Origin of the sequence: Amycolatopsis sp. NPDC051106, from assembly GCF_040682775.1 — a bacterium.
GTDB lineage: Bacteria > Actinomycetota > Actinomycetes > Mycobacteriales > Pseudonocardiaceae > Amycolatopsis.
This window is the reverse complement of the sequence record NZ_JBFBBQ010000009.1, coordinates 161,453-183,022: the sequence shown is the minus strand read 5'-3', so window position 1 is coordinate 183,022 and position 21,570 is coordinate 161,453. Positions and strand designations below refer to the sequence as shown.

At 73.9% G+C, this 21,570-nt stretch carries 2 protein-coding genes; both read left to right on the top strand.

All coding sequences use genetic code 11. The features are described from left to right. The first annotated feature begins 247 nt into the window (after window positions 1-247). Entirely contained in the window at window positions 248-16,042 is a 15,795-nt protein-coding gene (locus tag AB0M83_RS10470) for a type I polyketide synthase (protein WP_364515409.1), read from the top strand. Continuing rightward, window positions 16,039-21,336: a type I polyketide synthase gene (locus AB0M83_RS10465; RefSeq protein ID WP_364515407.1), complete on the top strand. Its 5,298-nt coding sequence runs from the start codon at window positions 16,039-16,041 to the stop codon at window positions 21,334-21,336. Before AB0M83_RS10470 ends, AB0M83_RS10465 begins: the two co-directional genes overlap by 4 nt. The last annotated feature ends 234 nt before the right edge of the window (window positions 21,337-21,570 follow it).

Genomic DNA, 21,570 nt, shown 5'->3' with positions numbered 1-21,570 from the left:
AGCGAAAGCGCGTGGCCGAGTCCCTTGGCGGGGCTGATGTGCCGCGGCGGGGCCGGGCGGTCGAGCGCCAGCGTCGTCATGCCAGGCTCCCTTCGTCGCTGTCGGGTTGCCAACAGTGGTGGCCGGGAATGCTCGCGCACTTTCCTGCCCCTAGAACGCTTTTCAGGGGATCCGGCCGCGGTGCGCGCCGACCTACGATCAAAAAGACGACCATGAGTGCTGGCTTGCTACAGCGGTGGAGTGCGGAATGCGTGAGTTTGAAACCGAATCGAATCGGGCGTCCGGGTTCGCGGAGCGGCTGACCGAACTGCCCCCCGGTGACCGCTCGGCATTCCTGGCCGACGTCGTCCACGACGCCACGCGGGCCGCGCTCCTGGCGGCCCGGCCGGACGTTCCAGCGGTGCTCGATCCCGAGAAGGCGTTCTCCGACCACGGGTTCGACTCGCTGGCCGCGGTGGAGCTGCACGCGCGGCTCACCGAGGCCACCGGGCTCGACCTGCCGGTCACCCTGGCCTTCGACCACCCGACGCCGGTCGCCGTCGCGCGCTTCCTGCACGCGGCGGTGTTCGGCGCCGAGGTCGTCCACAGTGGACCTTCGACTGCGGGTGACCACGACGAGCCGGTCGCGATCGTCGGCATCGGCTGCCGCTACCCGGGTGGGGCAGCCTCGCCCGAACAGCTGTGGCGGCTCGTCGCCGAAGAGGTGCACACCATCACCGGGTTCCCGACCGACCGCGGCTGGGACCTCGACGGACTCTACGACCCGGACCCGGACCGTCCGGGCAGCAGCTACGTCACCTCCGGCGGGTTCCTGCCCGACGCCGGGGAGTTCGACGCCGGCTTCTTCGGCATCGCGCCGCGCGAGGCGTCCGCGATGGACCCGCAGCAGCGTCTCGTCCTCGAGACCGCCTGGGAAGCCTTGGAGCGCGCCAAGATCGACCCGACGACGCTGCGCGGCACGCCCGCCGGCGTCTTCATCGGCGCCGAGGCCCAGGAGTACGGCCCGCGCCTGCACGAGGCCCCCGACGGCCTCGACGGCTACCTGCTCACCGGCAACGCACCCAGCGTCGTCTCCGGCCGCGTGGCCTACGCGCTCGGCCTCGAAGGCCCGACGCTGACCGTCGACACCGCGTGCTCCGGCTCGCTCGTCGCGCTTCACCTCGCCGTGCAGTCCCTGCGCCGCGGTGAGACCCCCCTTGCGCTCGCGGGCGGTGTCGCCGTCATGGGCGGCCCCGGCACGTTCACCGCGTTCAGCCGCCAGCGCGGCCTCGCCGAGGACGGCCGCTGCAAGGCCTTCGCCGCCGGCGCCGACGGCACCGGGTTCGCCGAAGGTGTCGGTGTCCTGGTGCTGGAACGCCTGTCCGACGCGGTCGCGAACGGGCACACCGTGCTCGCCGTCGTCCGCGGCACCGCCATCAACTCCGACGGCGCCTCCAACGGCCTCACCGCCCCCAACGGGCCGTCACAGCAGCGGGTCATCCACCGCGCGCTCGCCGACGCCCGGCTGGAAGCGTCCGAAGTGGACGCCGTCGAGGCGCACGGCACCGGCACCCGGCTCGGCGACCCGATCGAGGCGCAGGCGCTGCTCGCGACCTACGGGCAGAGCCGCGAGACGCCGCTGCTGCTCGGCTCGATCAAGTCCAACATCGGCCACACCCAGGCCGCGGCCGGCGTGGCCGGCGTGATCAAGATGGTCGAGGCGATCCGGCGCGGCCGGCTGCCGAAGACCCTGCACGTCGACGCGCCGACGCCGCACGTCGACTGGTCCGCGGGCGCGGTCGAGCTGCTGACCGAGGCCCGCGAGTGGCCCGCGGTCGAACGTCCGCGCCGCGCGGGTGTCTCGTCGTTCGGCGTCAGCGGCACCAACGCGCACGTCATCATCGAGCAGGCGCCGGCCACCGCCGACGAGCCCGTCGCCACCGAACCGCTGCCGGTCGTGCCGCTCGTCGTCTCGGCCCGCAGTGAGGAAGCCCTGCGGGCGCAGGCCGGGAAGCTCGTGTCCACTGTGGAGTCGGCCGACCTGACCGAGATCGGCTTCTCGCTGGCCGGCACGCGCGCCGCGCACGACCACCGTGCCGTCGTCGTCGCCGAGAGCACCGAGGACGCGATCGGTGGCCTGCGTGCGCTCGCCGCGGGTGAGCACCACAGCGCGGTCGTCACCGGCGAACGCACGCCGGGCAAGCTCGCGATGCTGTTCACCGGCCAGGGCGCGCAGCGGCTCGCCATGGGCAAGGAGCTGTACCTGGCCCACCCCGTCTTCGCCGAGGTCTTCGACGAGGCCATCGACCAGCTCGACGTGCAGATGGACCGCCCGCTGCGCGACGTCCTCTTCGGCGACGACGCCGAGGAGCTGAACGGCACCCAGTACGCGCAGTGCACGCTGTTCGCGATCGAGGTCGCGCTGGCGCGGCTGCTGGAGTCGTGGGGCGTCCAGCCGGACGTCCTGCTCGGGCACTCGATCGGCGAGCTGGCCGCCGCGCACATCGCGGGCGTCTGGTCCCTGGAAGACGCCTGTCTCGTCGTCGCCGCGCGGGGCCGTCTCATGCAGGCTCTCCCCGAGGGCGGAGCCATGGTCGCGATCGCCGCGACCGAGGACGAGGTCGGCCCGCTGCTCACCGACGGCGTCAGCATCGCCGCGATCAACGGCCCCACGTCGGTCGTCGTCTCCGGCGAGCGCGCCGAGGTGGAGGCCGTCGCCGAGGTGTTCCGCCTGCAGGGCCGCAAGACGAGCGAACTGCGCGTCTCGCACGCGTTCCACTCGCCGCTGATGGAGCCGATGCTCGCCGAGTTCCGGGAGGTCCTGGAGGTCGTCGACTTCGCACCGCCGTCGATCCCGGTCGTCTCGAACGTCACCGGCCGCCTGGCGACCGCCGAGGAGCTGTGCTCGCCCGGCTACTGGCTCTACCACGTCCGGCGGGCCGTGCGGTTCGCCGACGGCGTCGCCGCGCTCGCCGCGGCCGGCGTCACCACCGCGCTCGAGGTCGGCCCCGACGCCGTCCTGGCGGCCATGGCCGCCACCGGCCCGCACGGCACCGACATCGCCTTCGTGCCCGCGCAGCGTCGCGGCCACGCCGAGGTCCCGGCGCTCGCCGGCGCGCTCGGCCGGCTGCACACCCGGGGCGTGCGGGTCGACTGGACCGCGTTCTTCGGCCCGGCGAACGCCGTCGACCTGCCGACCTACGCCTTCCAGCGCAAGCACTTCTGGCTCACCGCGCCGGGCCACGGCGACGCGGCCGACTTCGGCCAGCTCGCCTCCGGCCACCCGCTGCTGGCCGCCGAGATCGGCCTGGCCGACCACGACGGCCTGGTCCTGACCGGCCGGATCGGCCTGCGGTCGCACCCGTGGCTCGCCGACCACACCATCGCCGGCACCGCGCTGCTGCCCGGCACCGCGTTCGTCGAGATGGCTCTGCACGCCGCCGAGCGGGCGGGCTGCGACGTCGTCGACGAGCTGACCCTGCAGGCACCGCTGTCCGTGCCCGAGGGCCGGGGCGTCGAGGTGCAGGCCGTGGTCGGCCCGGTCGAGGACGGCCGCCGCGGCATCGAGTTCTACTCGCGGACCGAGCAGGACGTCGCCTGGACGCGGCACGCCGTCGGCGTGCTGGCCGAGGCCGAAGCCGTCGAGCCCGCGCCGATCACCGAGTGGCCGCCGTCCGGCGCCGAGGTCGTCGCCACCGGCGAGCTGTACGAAGAGCTGGCGGCGCAGGGCTACGGTTACGGCCCGCTGTTCCAGGGCCTGCGCACCGCCTGGAAGCGCGATGACGTCGTGTTCGCCGAGGTCGCCCTGCCTACCCGGGACGAGGACTTCGGGATCCACCCGGCGCTGCTCGACGCCGTCCTGCACGCCACCGACTTCGCCCCGGGCGAGGCCCGCGAAGCCGGCGAGATCCGGCTGCCGTTCGCGTGGACCGGCGTGCGGCTGCACGCCTCCGGCGCGACCGAGGTGCGGGTCCGGATCACCTCACCCGCCACCGGCGGCGTCTCCCTGGAGGTCACCGACCCGGCGGGGACGCCGGTGCTGTCGGTGGAGTCGTTCCGCTCCCGCCCGGTCAGCGGCGCCGACCTGGGCCCGCGGGCCCAGGACCTGCTGCACACCGTCGAATGGACGCCGGTCGCGACCGCCGAAGGGGACTTCCCGGCCGTCGAAATCACCGACCTGGCCAAGCTGGCCGAGGTGCCGGACACGATCGTCGTGCCGGTCGCCGCGAAGGGCCGGAGCATCCCGGCGGCGGCCAAGCAGGCGGCCCACCGCGTGCTCGCCGTCCTCCAGGAGTTCGTCGCCGGCGAGCGTTTCGCTTCGGCCAAGCTCGTGATCCGGACCCCCGGCTCGCTCGCCGACTCCGCCGTGCGCGGGCTGGTCCGGTCGGCGCAGGCCGAGCACCCGGGCCGGATCGTCCTGATCGAGGGCGAGACCACCACGAAGACCCTGGTCACCGCCCTGGCGTCCGGCGAGCCGGAGCTGCGGATCGACGGCGACCGGGTGCTGGCCCCGCGGCTCGTCCGCCTGCACACCGACGCGCCGGCCTGGCAGGCGGGCGGCACCGTGCTGGTCACCGGCGGCACCGGCGGCCTCGGCGCGCAGGTCGCGCGGCACCTGGTGACCAAGCACGGCGTCCGGCACCTGGTGCTGCTCAGCCGGCGCGGGATCGACGCCCCGGGTGCGGCCGAACTGGTCGCCGAGCTGGGGACGAGCGCGACGGTGCAGGTCATCGCCGGTGACGTCACCAAGAAGCGGTCGCTGTCGGCCGCGCTGAAGAAGATCGAGCAGCCGCTGACCGCCGTCGTCCACACCGCCGGTGTGCTCGACGACGCGATGATCGGTTCGCTCACCGAAGAGCGCCTGGACGCCGTCCTCGCCCCGAAGGTCGACGCCGCGTGGGCACTGCACGAGCTGACCTCCGACCTGACCGCGTTCGTCCTGTTCTCGTCCTCGGCCGGCCTGGTCGACGGCGCGGGCCAGGCCAACTACGCCGCGGGCAACACCTTCCTCGACGCGCTCGCCGAACACCGCCGCGAGCAGGGCCTCCCCGCGACGTCCCTGGCCTGGGGCCTGTGGACCGGCGACGGCGCCGCGCTCGGCATGAGCGCCGGACTGTCCGAAAAGGACCTGAGCCGGATCGGCCGGCTGGGCCTCGCCCCGCTGACCGCGTCCGAAAGCCTGTCCGCGCTGGACGCCGCGATCGCCACGGGCACGCCCACCGTGGTGCCCACCCGCGTCGACCGCGTCGCGCTGAGCGCCCGCGACGACGTCCCGGCGCTCCTGCGCGGTCTCGTCCCAGCGAACCGGCGCCGCATCGCCGCGGCCGCCGGCGAGCTGACGCCCGAGCGGCAGTTCGCCGAGCGGTTCGTCTCGCTGTCCGAGGCCGACCGCGACCGCGCGGTGCTCGACCTCGTGCGCACCCACGTCGCGGCCGTGCTCGGCCACGACGGCCCGTCGGCGATCAGCCCGTCCCGCCCGTTCGGCGAGATCGGGTTCGACTCCCTCGCCGCGGTGGAACTGCGCAACATCCTCGACTCCGTCACCGGCCTGCGGCTGCCCGCGACGCTGGTGTTCGACCACCCGACCCCGCGCGCGCTGGCCGAGTACCTGGTCACGCGCGTCGCCGGCCTGGCTCCCACCACCCCGGTCGCGCCGGTGACCACGGCCGACCCGGAGGAGCCGATCGCCATCGTCGGCATCGCCTGCCGCTACCCCGGCGGCGTCGCGACGCCGGAGGACCTCTGGCGGCTCGTCGCGGGCGGCGAAGAGGCGCTCACGCCGTTCCCGGCCGACCGCGGCTGGAACGTCGACGCCCTCTACGACCCCGAGCCCGGCAAACCCGGCCACAGCTACGTCAAGCACGGCGCGTTCCTGCACGACGCCGCCGAGTTCGACGCCGACTTCTTCGAGATCAGCCCGCGCGAAGCGGCCGCGATGGACCCGCAGCAGCGGCTGCTGCTGGAAGTGTCCTGGGAGGCGTTCGAGCGGGCCGGCATCGATCCGGTTTCCTTGCGCGGCAGCGCCACCGGCGTGTTCGCCGGCGTCATGTACCACGACTGGGGCACCCGCCTCGGCACGGTGTCCGACGACATCGCGGGCTACCTCGGCAACGGCAGCCTCGCCAGCGTCGTCTCCGGCCGCGTGTCCTACGCCCTCGGCCTGGAGGGCCCGACGGTCACGGTCGACACGGCGTGCTCGTCGTCGCTGGTCGCCCTGCACTGGGCGGCCCAGGCGCTGCGCCGCGGCGAATGCTCGCTCGCCCTCGCCGGTGGCGTCACCGTGATGTCCACCCCGGACACGTTCGTCGACTTCAGCCGCCAGCGCGGCCTGTCCGCCGACGGCCGCTGCCGCTCGTTCGCCGACGCGGCCGACGGCACCGGCTGGGGCGAGGGCGCGGGCATGCTGCTCGTCGAACGGCTCTCGGACGCGAAGCGCAACGGCCACCCGGTGCTCGCACTGCTCAAGGGCTCCGCGGTCAACCACGACGGCGCGTCGAACGGCCTCACCGCCCCGAACGGCCCCTCGCAGCAGCGCGTGATCACGAAGGCACTGGCGGACGCGGGGCTCACCCCGTCCGAAGTGGACGCCGTCGAAGGCCACGGCACCGGCACCACGCTGGGCGACCCGATCGAGGCGCAGGCCCTCCTGGCCACCTACGGCCAGGACCGTGCCGAAGACCAGCCCCTGTGGCTGGGTTCGATCAAGTCCAACATCGGGCACACCCAGGCCGCGGCCGGCGTCGCCGGCATCATCAAGATGGTCATGGCGCTGCGCAACGAGCAGCTGCCGCAGACCCTGCACGTCGATCGTCCGTCCACCGTGGTCGATTGGGACACGGGCGCGGTGCGGCTCCTGACCGAGTCGCGTGACTGGTCGCCGAACGGCCACCCGCGCCGGGCCGCCGTCTCGTCGTTCGGGATCAGCGGCACCAACGCGCACGTCATCATCGAGCAGGCCCCGGCCGACGCCGAAGTCGAGCAGCCGGCCGAGCCGCAGCCCGGCGCCGTCGTCCCCGTCGCGCTCTCCGGGCGCACCGCGGCCGCCGTGCGCGGCCAGGCCGCCCGGCTGCGCGAGTACGTCGCCGACCACGAGGACGTCACCGTCGCCGAGCTGGCGCGCTCGCTGGTCTCGACCCGCGCGGCGCTGGAACAGCGGGCCGTGGTGGTCGCCGGGACCCCGGCCGAACTGGCCGACGGTCTCGACGCGCTGGCCGCCGGCGAGCCCGGCACCGACGTCGTCACCGGCACCGCCGGCGAGGGCAAGCTGGCGTTCCTGTTCTCGGGCCAGGGCGCCCAGCGCGTCGGCATGGGCCAGGCGCTGCACGCCACCTACCCGGTGTTCGCCGCGGCCTTCGACGCCGTCTGCGCCGCGATCGACCCGCTACTGGACGTCCCGCTGCGCGACGTCGTCTTCGGCACGACCGCGCTCGCGAACCGCGGCCTGCTCGACCAGACGCAGTACACGCAGACCGCGCTGTTCGCGGTGGAGGTTTCGCTCTTCCGGCTCGCCGAGTCGTGGGGGATCGTCCCCGACGCCCTGGCCGGGCATTCGATCGGCGAGCTGGCCGCGGCGCACGTCGCCGGGGTGCTCTCCCTCGAGGACGCGGCGGCGCTGGTCGCCGCGCGCGGCCGCCTGATGGGCTCGCTGAGCGAGCCGCCGGGTGCCATGGTTTCGCTGGCCACGACCGAGGAAGCCGCGCGGGAGCTGCTGCGCGGGCACGAGGACGAGGTCAGCATCGCCGCCGTCAACGGCCCGGAGTCGGTCGTCGTCTCCGGCGTCGCCGAGGTCGTGGCCCGGATCGAGCGGGCGGCCACGGTCGCCGACGTCCGGACGCGCCGGCTGCGCGTCAGCCACGCGTTCCACTCGCCGCTGATGGCCCCGATGCTCGCCGAGTTCCGCGAGATCGCCGCCGGGCTGACGTTCCACGCGCCGGCGATCCCGATCTTCTCCACGGTCTCGCCCGGCGCGGACCTGACGTCGCCGGAGTACTGGGTCACGCACGTCCGCGAAGCCGTGCGCTTCGGGGACGCGGTCGCGGCCCTGGAAGCCGACGGCGTCGAGACGTTCCTCGAGCTAGGACCGGACAGCGTGCTGTCGGCGCTCGGCCCGCAGAGCGTCGCGAACCCCGACGCGGTCGCGTTCGTGCCGTTCGGCCGCCGCGACCGGGACGAGGTGCGCACGGCGCTGGCCGCGCTCGGCCGGCTCCACACCCGGGGTGCGGCCCAGCTGGGCCGTGTGCTCGGCGACGGCCCGGTCCGGCTCGACCTGCCGACCTACGCCTTCCAGCACAAGCGCTTCTGGCTCGACGCGACACCGTCCGGCGACGTGACGGCGGTCGGCCAGCAGCCGCTGCCGCACCCGATGCTGGGCGCGGTCGTGCCGCTGTCCGGCTCGGACACCACGGTGCTCACCGGCCGGTTGTCGGCGGGGTCGGTGCCGTGGCTGGCGGACCACGTCGTCAAGGGCGCGATCCTGGTGCCCGGCACCGGGTTCGTCGAGCTCGCCATCGCGGCCGGCGACCAGGTCGGCCACTCCACGGTCGAAGAGCTCACGCTGCAGGCGCCGCTCGTCCTGCCGCCGGACGGTGCTGTCGCGCTCCAGGTCGTGGTCGGCCCCGCCGACGGCGACCGCCGCCCGGTCACCGTGTTCTCCCGCGCGATCGACGGCGACGAGTGGACCCAGCACGCGATCGGCACGCTGTCCGCGGCGCCGCGGCCCGAGCCTGCCGGGCTCACCGAATGGCCGCCGGCCGGGGCGACCCCGATCATCGTCGAGGGCGCCTACACCCTGCTCGAGGAGCGCGGCTACGGCTACGGCCCGTCCTTCCAGGGGCTCAAGGCCGCCTGGAAGCGGGGCACCGAAGTCTTCGCCGAGGTTGCGCTGCCGGAACCGGCGGCGTCGACGGCGAACCTGTACGGGCTGCACCCGGCGTTGCTCGACATCGCCATGCACGCCGACCTCCTCGGCGACCCGGGCGGCGCGACGCTGCTGCCCTTCGTCTGGAACGGCGTCACGCTGCACGCCGCCGGCGCTTCGGTGCTGCGGGTGCGGATCGAGCGGCTGAACGGCGACGAGGTGTCGGCCATCGAGGTGGCCGACAGCGAGGGCCGGCCGGTCGCGACGATCGACTCGCTCGTCTCACGCCCGGTCCGCCGGGAGCTGACGGCGTCGTCCGAAGTGGACGGATCGCTGCTCAAGATCGCCTGGCAGCCCGTCTCCGTGCCGCAGTCCGACGCCGAAGTGGTCGCCATCGGCCGCGGCCGCGTCGGGGTGGCCGCCACCTACGCCGGGTTCGCCGACCTCACCGCGGCGATCGACCGCGGCGAGCCGGTGCCGGCCCTGATCACGCTGACCGTGCCGGGCGCTGAGGGCGACGTCCCGGCCGCGGCCCGCGAGAACGCCGAGTGGCTGCTCGCCGAGCTGCAGGCCTGGCTGGCCGAGCCCCGGTTCGGGATCACCAAGCTGGCCGTGGTGACGCAGGACGCGGTGCCCGCCGGTGAGTCCACTGTGGACGTCACGCAGGGGCTGCTGTGGGGCCTGGCCCGCGGGGCCCAGGCCGAGCACCCCGGGCGCGTGTTCGTCGTCGACGCCGATTCGGACACGGTGGCCGCGTCGATTGCGGCGGTCATCGCCTCCGGCGAGCCGGAGGCCGCGATCCGCGACGGCGCGGTGCTCGTGCCGCGCTACGCCAAGACCGAGTCCGGCGACGCTTCGCCGTGGCAGGGCGGCGGTGCCGTGCTGATCACCGGCGGCACCGGCGGGCTCGGCAGCCTGCTGGCCCGCTACCTGGTGGCCGAGCACGGCGTCACCGACCTGGTGCTCACCAGCCGGCGCGGGCTCGGCGCGCCGGGCGCCCGGCAGCTGGTCGAGGACCTGGCCGACCTGGGGGCCCGGGTGCGGGTCGCCGCGTGCGACGTCACCGAACGCGCCCAGGTCGAGAGCCTGCTCGGGGCGATCGACAACCTCACCGCCGTGGTGCACGCGGCGGGCACGGCCGACAGCGGCGTCTTCGACTCGCTCACCGCGGATCGGCTCGACTCGGTCCTGCGGGCCAAGGTCGACGCCGCCTGGCACCTGCACGAGCTGACCCACGACCTCGCCGCGTTCGTGCTGTTCTCCTCTGCCGGCGGCCAGGTGCTGCCCGCGGGCCAGGCGAACTACGCCGCGGCCAACGCGTTCCTCGACGGCCTCGCCGCGCACCGGCGGGCCGCGGGCCTGCCGGCGACGGCGCTGGCCTGGGGCCTGTGGGCCGAGAACACCGGCCTCGGCGGCGACCTGGCCGAGGCGGACCTCGCCCGGATGGCGCGGCTCGGCCTCCCCGCGGTCACCGCGGAGCAGGGGCTCGCGCTGTTCGACGCGGCGACCGCCACCGAAGACGCCGTGATCGCCCCGCTGCGGGTGGACGTCGCGGCGCTGCGGGCCCGGACCGACGACCTGCCGGCGCTGCTGCGCGGGTTCGTCCCGCCGAAGGCCCGCCGGACCGCCAAGGCGGCGAAGGCGGCCGACAACGCGCTGGCCGCCGAGCTGGCCTCGCTGGCCGACAACGAACGCGACCGCGTGCTGCTGGACATCGTCCGCACCCAGGTGGCCACCGTGCTCGGTTACGCGGACAAGTCCGAAGTGGACGGCACCCGTGCGTTCAAGGAACTCGGCTTCGACTCCCTCGCCGCGGTCGAGCTGCGCAACCTGCTCGGCGCCGCGACCGGCCTGACCCTGCCGGCGACGCTGATCTTCGACCACCCGACCGCCAAGGCGGTGGCGGACTTCGTCAAGGGCAAGCTGCTCGGCGCGGTCGCGAAGGTCCCGGCCACCACGACCCGGACGAACGCGTCGATGCAGGAGCCCATCGCGATCGTCGGCATGGCCTGCCGGTACCCCGGCGGCGTCCGGTCGCCGGAGGACCTCTGGCAGCTGCTCGTCGACGAGGTCGACGCCGTGTCGGAGTTCCCGACCAACCGCGGCTGGGACATCGAGAGCATCTACGACCCCGAGCGCGGCAAGCGGGGCAAGACCTACGCCCGCGAAGGCGGCTTCCTCCACGAAGGCACCTTGTTCGACCCGGCGTTCTTCGGCATCGGCCCGCGTGAGGCGCTGGCCATGGACCCGCAGCAGCGGCTCCTGCTGGAGACGGCGTGGGAGGCCATCGAGCGGGCCGGCATCGACCCGACCGCGCTGCGCGGCAGCATGACCGGCGTCTTCACCGGCGCGATGTACGACGACTACGGCAGCCGCGTCCCCGGCGCGCCCCTCGACGTCGCCGCCTACATCCCCAACGGCAGCTCGGGCGCGGTCGTCTCCGGCCGCATCTCCTACCTGCTGGGGCTGGAAGGCCCGTGCATGACGGTCGACACCGCGTGCTCGTCTTCGCTGGTCACGCTGCACCTCGCGGTGCAGGCGCTGCGGGCGGGGGAGTGCGGGTTGGCCCTCGCGGGTGGTGTCACGCTGCTTTCGCAGCCGGATCTCTTCGTCGACTCGAGCCGCCAGGGCGTGCTTTCGCCCAACGGCCGGTCGAAGTCCTTCTCCGCGGCGTCCGACGGCGTCGGCTGGGCCGAAGGCGCGGGCCTGCTCCTGCTGGAGCGGCTGTCCGACGCGCAGCGCAACGGGCACGAAGTCCTCGCCGTGGTCCGCTCCAGTGCCGTCAACCAGGACGGCGCGTCCAACGGCCTCACCGCGCCGAACGGGCCGTCGCAGGAACGCGTGATCCACGCGGCTCTCGCGGCGGGTGGCCTGACGCCGGCCGAAGTGGACGCCGTCGAGGCGCACGGTTCCGGCACGAAGCTCGGTGACCCGATCGAGGCGCAGGCGCTGCTGGCCACCTATGGTCAGGACCGTCCGGACGGGCGGCCGCTGTACTTGGGCTCGGTGAAGTCCAACATCGGCCACGCGCAGGCCTCCGGCGGCGCGGCGGGCGTGATCAAGGTCGTCCAGGCCCTGCGGCACAACACGCTGCCGAAGTCGCTGCACATCGACGCGCCGTCCCCGGTAGTCGACTGGACCACCGGCGACATCGAGCTGCTGAGCGAGGCCCGGCCCTGGCTGCCCAACGGCCGCCCGCGCCGCGCCGGCGTGTCGTCGTTCGGCATCAGCGGCACCAACGCGCACATCATCATCGAGGAAGCTCCCCCGTCCACTGTGGAACGTCCGCGCCGGACCGCCGCGCCGCTGCCGTCGGTGCCGCTGCCGATCGCCGGGGCCACGGCCGCCGCGCTCGCCGACCAGGCGGCCCGGATGGCCGCGTGGATCCGGTCCAACCCGGAGCTGGACCTGACCGACGTCGGCTACTCGCTCGCCACCGGACGAGCCGCGCTCGACCACCGCTCGGTGGTCCTGGCGGCCGGCCGCGACGCCGCGCTCAAGGCCCTCGACGGTCTCGCCACCGGCGGGACCCCGGCGGGCACGGTGACCGGCACGACCAGCGCGGCCGACCTGACCGCGTTCCTCTTCACCGGCCAGGGCGCGCAGCAGCCGGGCATGGGCCGCGAGCTCTACGAGGCCTTCCCGGTCTTCGCCGGTGCCTTCGACGAAGCGTGCGGCCTGTTCGACACCGACGTCCCGCTCAAGCAGGTCATCTGGGCCGAGAAGGGCTCCGAAGACGGCGAGCTGCTGAACAAGACCGCGTATACGCAGTGCGCGCTCTTCGCGATCGAGGTCGCGCTCTACCGCCTGGTCGAGTCGTGGGGCATCGTGCCGGACTACGTCGCCGGGCACTCGATCGGCGAGCTGGCCGCGGCGCACGTCGCCGGGGTGCTCTCGCTGGCCGATGCGTGTGCCCTGGTCGCGGCTCGCGGCCGGCTCATGCAGGCCCTTCCCTCCGGGGGAGCGATGGCGGCGATCGCGGCCACCGAGGACGAGGTGCGTGCCGCGCTCCCGTCCGAAGGCGACACTGTGGACGTCGCCGCGGTCAACGGCCCGCGCTCGGTGGTCATCTCCGGGCCGGAGGACGCGGTGAAGGCGGCCATGGCGGCCTTCAAGGCAGCCGGACGGCGCGTCAAGCAACTGGTCGTCTCGCACGCCTTCCACTCCTCGCTGATGGAGCCGATGCTGGCCGAGTTCGCCGTGGTGGCGGAGAAGCTGACGTACTCGGCCCCCGGCATCCCGGTCGTCTCGAATGTGACCGGCCGGATCGCCACCGCCGAGCAGCTCTGCTCGCCGGAGTACTGGGTGAACCACGTGCGGGAGGCCGTCCGGTTCGCCGACGGCGTCGGCGCGCTGCTCTCGGCCGGGGTGACCCGGTTCGTCGAGCTGGGCCCGGACGCGGTGCTGACCGGGATGGCCCGCGAGTGCGACACCTCGGCCGCCGACCGGCCCGACCGCGTCGTGGGCGTGCCCGCGCTGCGCCGGGGCCGCGACGAGGTCCAGACGCTGTTCACCGCGGTGGCCACGCTGTACTCGCGCGGCGCGAAGCCCGACTGGAGTGCGGTGTTCGCCGGGCGCGGTGCGTCCACTGTGGACCTGCCGACGTACGCCTTCCAGAACAAGGAGTACTGGCTCAACGCGACGAAGCGGGCCGGCGACGTCGGCTCGCTGGGCGCCAAGGCCGCCGGGCACCCGCTCCTGGGCGCGCTGGTGGAGCTGCCCGACGGCGGCGCCGTGCTCACCGGCCGGCTCGCGGTCGACCGGCAGACCTGGCTGGCCGACCACGTGGTGCTGGGCCGGACGATGCTGCCGGGCACCGCGTACGTCGAGCTGGCCCTGCACGCCGCCGACCAGGTCGGCTGCGACGTCCTGGAGGAGCTGACCCAGCAGGCCCCCCTGCTGCTGCCCGAGGAGGGCGGCGTCGACATCCGCGTCGTCGTCAGCGCTCCCGGCGCGGACGGCCGCCGTGAGCTGTCGGTGCACTCCCGCACCGAAGACGTCTGGACCCAGCACGCGGCCGGCACCCTGGCCGCCGGTGCGCAGCCGGCGGAGTTCGACCTCTCGGTGTGGCCACCGGAGGGCGCCGAAGCCGCCGACCTCACCGGGCTCTACGACGACCTGGCGGGGCTCGGCTTCGGCTACGGCCCGGTGTTCCGGAACCTGCGCGCGGTCTGGCTGCGTGACGGGGAGGTCTTCGCCGAGGTGGCGCTGCCCGAGGGCACCGCGGCGAGTGAGTTCGGGCTCCACCCGGGCCTGCTCGACTCGGCGCTGGGCGCGACGGACTTCCTCGTCCCCGGTGGCCCGAAGGCGCTGACCGAGACGACGATCCCGTTCGCCTGGAACCAGGTCTCGCTGCACGCCTCCGGGGCCACCGCCCTGCGGGTGCGGGTCCGCAAGGAAGGAAAGGACGCCTCGCTCGCGCTGGCCGACGCGACCGGTTCGCCGGTCGCCTGGATCGAGTCGCTGGTGACGCGGCCGGTGTCGGAAGGCCAGCTGGGTGCGAAGGTGCCCGACTCGCTCTACCGGATCGACTGGCAGCCCGCGGCCGGTGTCCGCCTGGTCAAGTCCCTCGAGGGCTGGGCCGTGCTCGGCACCGACGACCTCGGCTTGGGCGTTCCGACGCACGAGCAGCTGGTGGCGGCCGACGTCCTGGTGCTGCCGGTCGACTCGGCCGAAGGCGATGTTCCGGCCCGGGTCCACGCGACCGTCCAGGAAACCCTGGGGCAGCTGCAGAGCTGGCTCGGCGGTTCGCACGACGGCAAGCTCCTGGTCGTCACGCGCAACGCCGTGGCGGACCGCCCGGACCTCGCCCAGGCGCCGGTCTGGGGCCTCGTGCGGGCCGCGCAGGCGGAGAACCCCGGCCGGATCCAGGTGGTCGACGTCGACGACCTGCCCCAGTCGATGCGGGCGCTGCCCGCGGTGGTGGCCTCCGGCGAGCCGGAAGCGATCGTCCGGGTCGGCGAGGTCCGTGTGCCCCGGCTGGCCAAGGTCACCGCGGTCGGTGACCCGGTCGAGTGGGACACCGGCGGCACGGTGCTCATCACCGGCGGCGCCGGCCTCCTCGGCGGCCACCTGGCCCGGCACCTGGTCGCCCGCGGCGCCCGGAACCTGGTCCTCACCAGCCGTCGGGGTCTGGACGCCCCGGGCGCGCGTGAACTGGTCGAGTCGCTGGACGCGTCGGTGACCGTCGCGGCCTGCGACGTCACCGACCGGGACGAGCTGGCGGCCCTGATCGGGTCGCTGCCCGATCTCACCGCCGTGGTGCACGCCGCCGGCCAGATGGACAGCGCGGTGCTGAGCGCGCTCACCCCGGAGCAGGTCGGGAACGTCCTGCGGCCCAAGGTGGACGCGGCCTGGTACCTGCACGAGCTGACCGCGTCGCTGGATCTCGAGGCGTTCGTCCTCTACTCGTCGGCGGGCGGCCTGCTGCTCGCCGCCGGGCAGGCGAACTACGCCGCCGGCAACGTCTTCCTGGACGCGCTGGCCGAGCACCGCACGGCGCTGGGTCTCCCGGCGACGTCGCTGGCCTGGGGTCCGTGGGAAGGCAGCGGCGACGCCGTCGACCTGACCCACGTCGCCCGGTACGGGGTCGCGGAACTGGCCGTCGCCGACGGGCTCGCGCTGTTCGACGCCGCGCTCGCGGCCGGCGAACCGGCGCTGGTGCCGGTGAAACTCGCCGACCTGCGGGACGCCGACCGGCTCGCGCCGCTCCTGCGCGGTCTGGTCACGGCCACCCCGCGGCGGGCCGCCGCGGCGGCCGGTCCGGCGACGGCGGCACCCGAAGCCGGGTTCGCCGAGAAGCTGACCGGGATGTCGGCCGACGAGCGGGAAACCGCGCTGCTGCAGCTGGTCTGCGAGCACGCGGCGGCCGTCCTCGGCTACGACGACGCTTCGGCCGTCGGGGTCGAGAAGGGCTTCACCGACCTAGGCATCGACTCCCTGGCCGCGCTCGAACTGCGCAACCGGCTCGGGGCCGCCTGCGGGCTGCGCCTGCCGGCGACGCTGATCTTCGACTACCCGAGCCCGCTGCCGCTGACCCGGTTCCTGCTCGGGGAGCTGCTGCCCGAGCTCGGCGAGCCGGTCGAAGAAGTGGCCGAGGCCAACGGAACCGACGAGGTGGCGGCGATCGCCGGGATGGACCTGGCCGACCTGGTCAAGTCCGCGATGGCCGGCACCGACACCGACGAACGAGGGGACTCCCAGTGACCGGCCCATCGAAGAGCGCGCCGTCCACCGAGCAGATCGTCGCCGCGCTGCGCCAGTCCATGATGGACAACGAGCGGCTGAAGGCGGACAACCAGAAGCTCACCGCGGCGATGAGCGAGCCGATCGCGATCATCGGGATGGGCTGCCGCTACCCCGGCGGGGTCACCACGCCCGCGCAGCTCTGGGACCTCGTCGCGAGCGGCACCGACGCCGTCGGCGAGTTCCCGGAGGACCGCGGCTGGGACACCGCCTCGCTCTTCGACCCCGCCGGCCGGCCCGGGACGACGTACTCGAAGGAGGGCGGCTTCCTCTACGACGCCGCCGACTTCGAGCCGGAGTTCTTCGGGATCTCGCCGCGCGAGGCCCGCACGCTCGACCCGCAGCAGCGGATCGTGCTGGAAACGGCGTGGGAGGCCGTCGAACGCGCCGGCATCGTGCCCTCGACGTTGCGGGGCAGCAAGACCGGCGTCTTCGCCGGCGTGATGTACCACGACTACGGCGCCGGGAGCAGCGACGGCAGTCTCATTTCGGGCCGCATCTCCTACACCCTCGGGCTCGAGGGCCCGTCCGTGTCGGTGGACACGGCGTGCTCGTCGTCGCTGGTCGCCCTGCACTGGGCGGCGCAGGCGCTGCGCCGCGGCGAGTGTTCGCTGGCGCTGGCCGGCGGCGTGACCGTGATGGTGACGCCGGACATGTTCGTCTACTTCAGCGAGCAGCAGGGGCTGTCCCCGGACGGCCGGTGCAAGGCGTTCGGCAGCGGCGCCGACGGCGTCGGCTGCTCCGAGGGCGCCGGGATGCTGCTGCTGGAGAAGCTTTCCGACGCGCGGCGCAACGGCCACCACGTGCTGGCCGTGCTGCGCGGCAGCGCGGTGAACTCCGACGGCGCGTCCAGCGGCATCACCGTGCCGAACGGGCCCGCGCAGCAGCGGGTGATCCGCGCGGCGCTGGCCGACGGCGGGCTGGAGCTGTCCGATGTGGACGCCGTCGAGGCGCACGGCACCGGCACCAAGCTGGGCGACCCGATCGAGGCGCAGGCACTGATCTCGACCTACGGCAAGGCGGCGACGCCGGAGCGGCCGCTGCACGTCGGGTCGTTCAAGTCGAACGTCGGCCACACGCAGGCGGCCGCCGGCGTCGGCGGCGTGATCAAGATGGTGGAGGCGCTGCGGCGCGGCGTCCTCCCGCGCACGTTGCACGCCGAAGAGCCGTCGCCGCACGTCGAGTGGACGGACACGGTCTCGCTGCTCACCGCCGAACGGCCGTGGCCGGAGACCGGACGGCCGCGCCGCGCCGGGGTGTCGTCGTTCGGCATCAGCGGGACCAACGCGCACGTCATCGTCGAGCAGGGCGACCCGGTGCCGGTCTCTTCTTCTCCGGAAGAAAGCCCGGTGACCTGGCTGCTGTCCGCCAACGACCCGGAGGCCCTGCGGGCGCAGGCGGGTAAGCTCGCCGCGTCCGTGGGCGATGAGTCCACTGTGGACGTCGGGTACTCGCTGGTGACCACCCGTACTCTCGCCGAGCACCGCGCCGGGGTCGTGGCCGCCGACCGGGCGGGCGTGATCCGCGCGCTCACCGAGTACGCGGCGGGCCGGCCGGCGGGTGTCGTCGAGGGGGTGGCGGGAACCGGCCGAACGGCGTTCCTGTTCACCGGCCAGGGCGCCCAGCGCGCCGGGATGGGCCTGGAGCTGGCGGCGGCGTTCCCCGCGTTCTCCGAAGTCTTCGACGTCGTGGCCGCCGAGCTGGACAAGCACCTGGACGTTCCCCTGAAGACCGTGCTCGGCTCCGAGGAGACCGGGTACACGCAGCCGGCGCTGTTCGCGCTCGAGGTCGCGGTGTTCCGCCTGCTCGAGTCGTGGGGCGTCCAGCCGGACTACTTGCTCGGGCATTCGATCGGCGAACTGGCCGCGGCGCACGTCGCCGGGGTGCTGTCGCTCGAAGACGCGTGCACGCTCGTTACGGCCCGGGCGCGGCTGATGCAGGCGTTGCCCACCGGGGGAGCGATGGTCGCCGTGGCGGCGGCCGAAGCGGACGTCCTGCCGCTGCTGACCGACGGCGTGTCGATCGCCGCCGTCAACGGGCCCACGTCCGTGGTGCTCTCCGGGGACGAGGACGCGGTGCTCGCCGTGGCGTCGAAGTTCGGAAAGACCTCGCGGCTGAAGGTTTCGCACGCGTTCCACTCGGCGCTGATGGAGCCGATGCTGGCGGACTTCGCGTTCATCGCCCGGAACCTGACCTACCGCGCGCCGGAGATCCCGATCGTCTCGACGGTTTCGCCGGACGCCGATCTGACCTCACCGGAGTACTGGGTGAGCCAGGTGCGAGACGCCGTCCGGTTCGCCGACGGGATCCGCACGCTGCTCGACGCGGGCGTCACGACGTTCGTCGAGGTCGGCCCGTCGGCGGTGCTCACCGCGATGGGCCAGACGTGCCTGGACGCGGACGACCACGCCACGTTCGTCCCGGTGCTGCGCAAGGACCGGCCCGAGGCCGAGTCGGCGGCGGCCGCGGTGGCGGCGCTGTTCGTCAGCGGGTCCACTGTGGATTTCTCGGCGTTCTACGCCGGGGGCACGGTGGTGGAACTGCCGACTTATGCGTTCCAGCGCAAGCGTTACTGGCTGGAGAACCCGACCGGCGCCCGCGTCCGCGGCGTCGCCGAGGTGGGGCAGCGCGACGCCGGGCACCCGCTGCTGGGTGCCGTCGTCGTCGCGGCCGACTCCGGTGGTGCCGTGCTGACCGGCCGGCTTTCGGCGCGGATGCAGCCGTGGCTCGCCGACCACGTCGTCCAGGGCTCCCTGGTGTTCCCCGGCACGGCGTTCGTCGAGCTGGCAGTGCGCGCCGGTGACGAGGTCGGCTGCGGACGGCTCGACGAGCTGACCCTGGCCGCGCCGCTGATCGTGCCTCCGGAAGGGGCGGTCCGGCTGCAGGTGGTCGTCGGTGCTCTCGAATCGGAGCAGCGCTCTCTGTCGATTTATTCCCAGGCCGAGGACGCCCCCGAGTGGGTGCAGCACGGCTCTGGCCGGCTGTCTTCCTTCGTCTCGAGTCCGGCGGCCTCGCCGGGGTGGCCGCCCGCGGGGGCGGTCGAGATCGACGTGACCTCGCGCTACGACGACCTCGCCGCCCAGGGCTTCGACTACGGGCCGGTGTTCGCCGGGCTGCGCCGCGTGTGGCAGGACGGCGACCGGCTGGCCGCCGAGGTGGCCCTGCCGGAGGACGCGGACGCGTCGGCGTTCGGCCTGCACCCGGCGTTGCTCGACGCCGCACTGCACACGATCGGCCTGGCCGGGCCGACCGAGGACAAGCCGGTGCTGCCGTTCGCGTGGGCGGGCGTGTCACTGCACGCGGCCGGCGCTTCCGAGCTGCGGGTGCTGATCTCTTCGGACGTCGAGAACACCGTCTCGCTGAGCGCGACGGACGCCACCGGTGCGCCAGTGCTCAGCGTCGAATCCCTGTCGTTGCGGCCGATCGCGGCTGACGCGTTCCGCGCCACGCGTTCGGCGGTCGACGACTCGCTCTTCCGCGTCGAATGGCAGCCGTTCACCGGCGACGCCGTTTCGGGAGTCTCGTCCGCGGTGCTCGGTGCGGGATTCGGGCTTCCCGGTGAGTCCTATGTGGACCTTCCGGCCCTGGTCTCCGCCGGGGTGGCTCCAGATGTGGTGTTCGCGCCGTTCGTGGCGCCGGACTCGGCTTCGCCGGTGGCGGCCCGTGAGGCGACGCACCGGCTGCTGGCCCTGGCCCAGGCCTGGGTCGCCGAGGAGACTTTGGCGTCTTCCCGGCTGGTCGTGGTCGCTTCGCACGCGATCGGGACGCATCCCGACGAGGGCGTCGACGACCTGACGCACGCCGCGCTCTGGGGCGTGATCCGGACCGCTCAGCTGGAGTACCCCGACCGGTTCATGATCGTCGATGTCGATGGTGGTGAGCTGCCCCTCGATGAGGTGCTCGGGGCGATGTACGCCGACGAGCCCGGGGTCGCGGTGCGGGACGGCGCGGTGCTGGTGCACCGGCTGGCGAAGTTCGTGCCCACGCCGCTCGTCACGGGCTTGGACCCCACCGGAACGGTGCTGGTCACCGGCGGTACCGGGGTGCTGGGGCAGCTGATCGCACGGCACCTGGTGACCGAGCACGGCGTCAAGAACCTGCTGCTCACGAGCCGTCGTGGTGCTTCGGCGCCGGGCGCCGCGGAGCTGGTTTCGTCGCTGACCGCGCTGGGTGCGTCCGTTGCCTTGGAGGCGTGCGATCTCGCCGACCGGGACGCGGCGGCCGAGCTGCTCGCGGGGGTCGAGCCGGCGGCGGTCGTGCACACGGCGGGTGTCGTCGACGACGGCGTCCTGCTGGCGTTGACGCCGGAGCGGATGGACGCGGTGCTGCGGCCCAAGGTGGACGCGGCGTGGAACCTGCACTCGCTGACCGCTTCGCTGGATATTCCTTTCGTGTTGTACTCGTCGGCGGGCGGCACGCTCGGCGCGGCGGGGCAGGCGAACTACTCGGCGGCGAACGTCTTCCTCGACGCGCTGGCCCACCACCGGGCGGCGTCCGGGCGGCACGCGGTGTCGCTGGCGTGGGGGCTGTGGTCCGAGGGCGGCATGTCGAACGAGCTGGCGGACACCGACCTGATCCGGATGGCGCGCTCGGGGGTGCTGGGCTTGTCGTTCGCGGACGGGCTTTCGCTGTTCGACGCGACGTTCGGCACTTCGGAGCCGTCGCTGGTGCCGGTCCGGCTGGACATGTCCGGGGTGCGAGCCGACGCGCACAGCGTCCCGGCGATGCTCCGGGGCCTGGTCCGCGGCGGCACCCGGCGTCGCGCGGAGGCCGTGGACGACTCGTGGGCCCGGGTGGTGGCGTTGCCGGCGGCGGAGCGGGACCGTGCGCTGCTGGACGTGGTCTGCGCCACGGCGGCGGTGGTCCTCGGCCACGAACGCCGCGACGCGATCGACCCGCGCAAGGGCTTCATCGAGCTGGGCTTCGACTCCCTGACGGCGATCGAGCTGCGCAACCGCCTGGAATCCCTGACGGGGCAACGGCTCCCGGCGACGCTGATCTTCGACCACCCGTCGGCTTCGTCGCTGGCCGGGTTCCTCGGTGCGGGACTGGCCGACCCGCCGTCCGCGGTGGAGGTCCGGCTGGCGGACCTGGAGACCGAGCTGCGTGCTCTGGACTCCTCGGCGCGGGCGTCGGTCGTGGGCCGGCTGCGCGAGCTGGTGGCGACGTTCTCCCCGGCCGACCGCGAGCTCGAGGAAGCGGGCGCGGACGAGCTGTTCGCGATGCTGGACGAGGAACTGGAGTCACAGGGCTAAGGCTCCCGGCCACCTCCCCCGGCCGGGTCCAGGGACCGCTTCCGCCAACGGCGCCGGAAGCGGTCCCTTTTGCGTGGGCCGGTGGGCGGCAGGGCGGGGAAGAGGCTCGCGGATCGCCGCGCGGGTGGGCGTTCGACGCGAGGGAGAACGGTGCCGCGCGAGTGCACGGCCAACGGGGACAGCGGGCTCGCGGATCGCCGCACAAGCAGGGGGCGCTCGACGCGAGCCGAAACA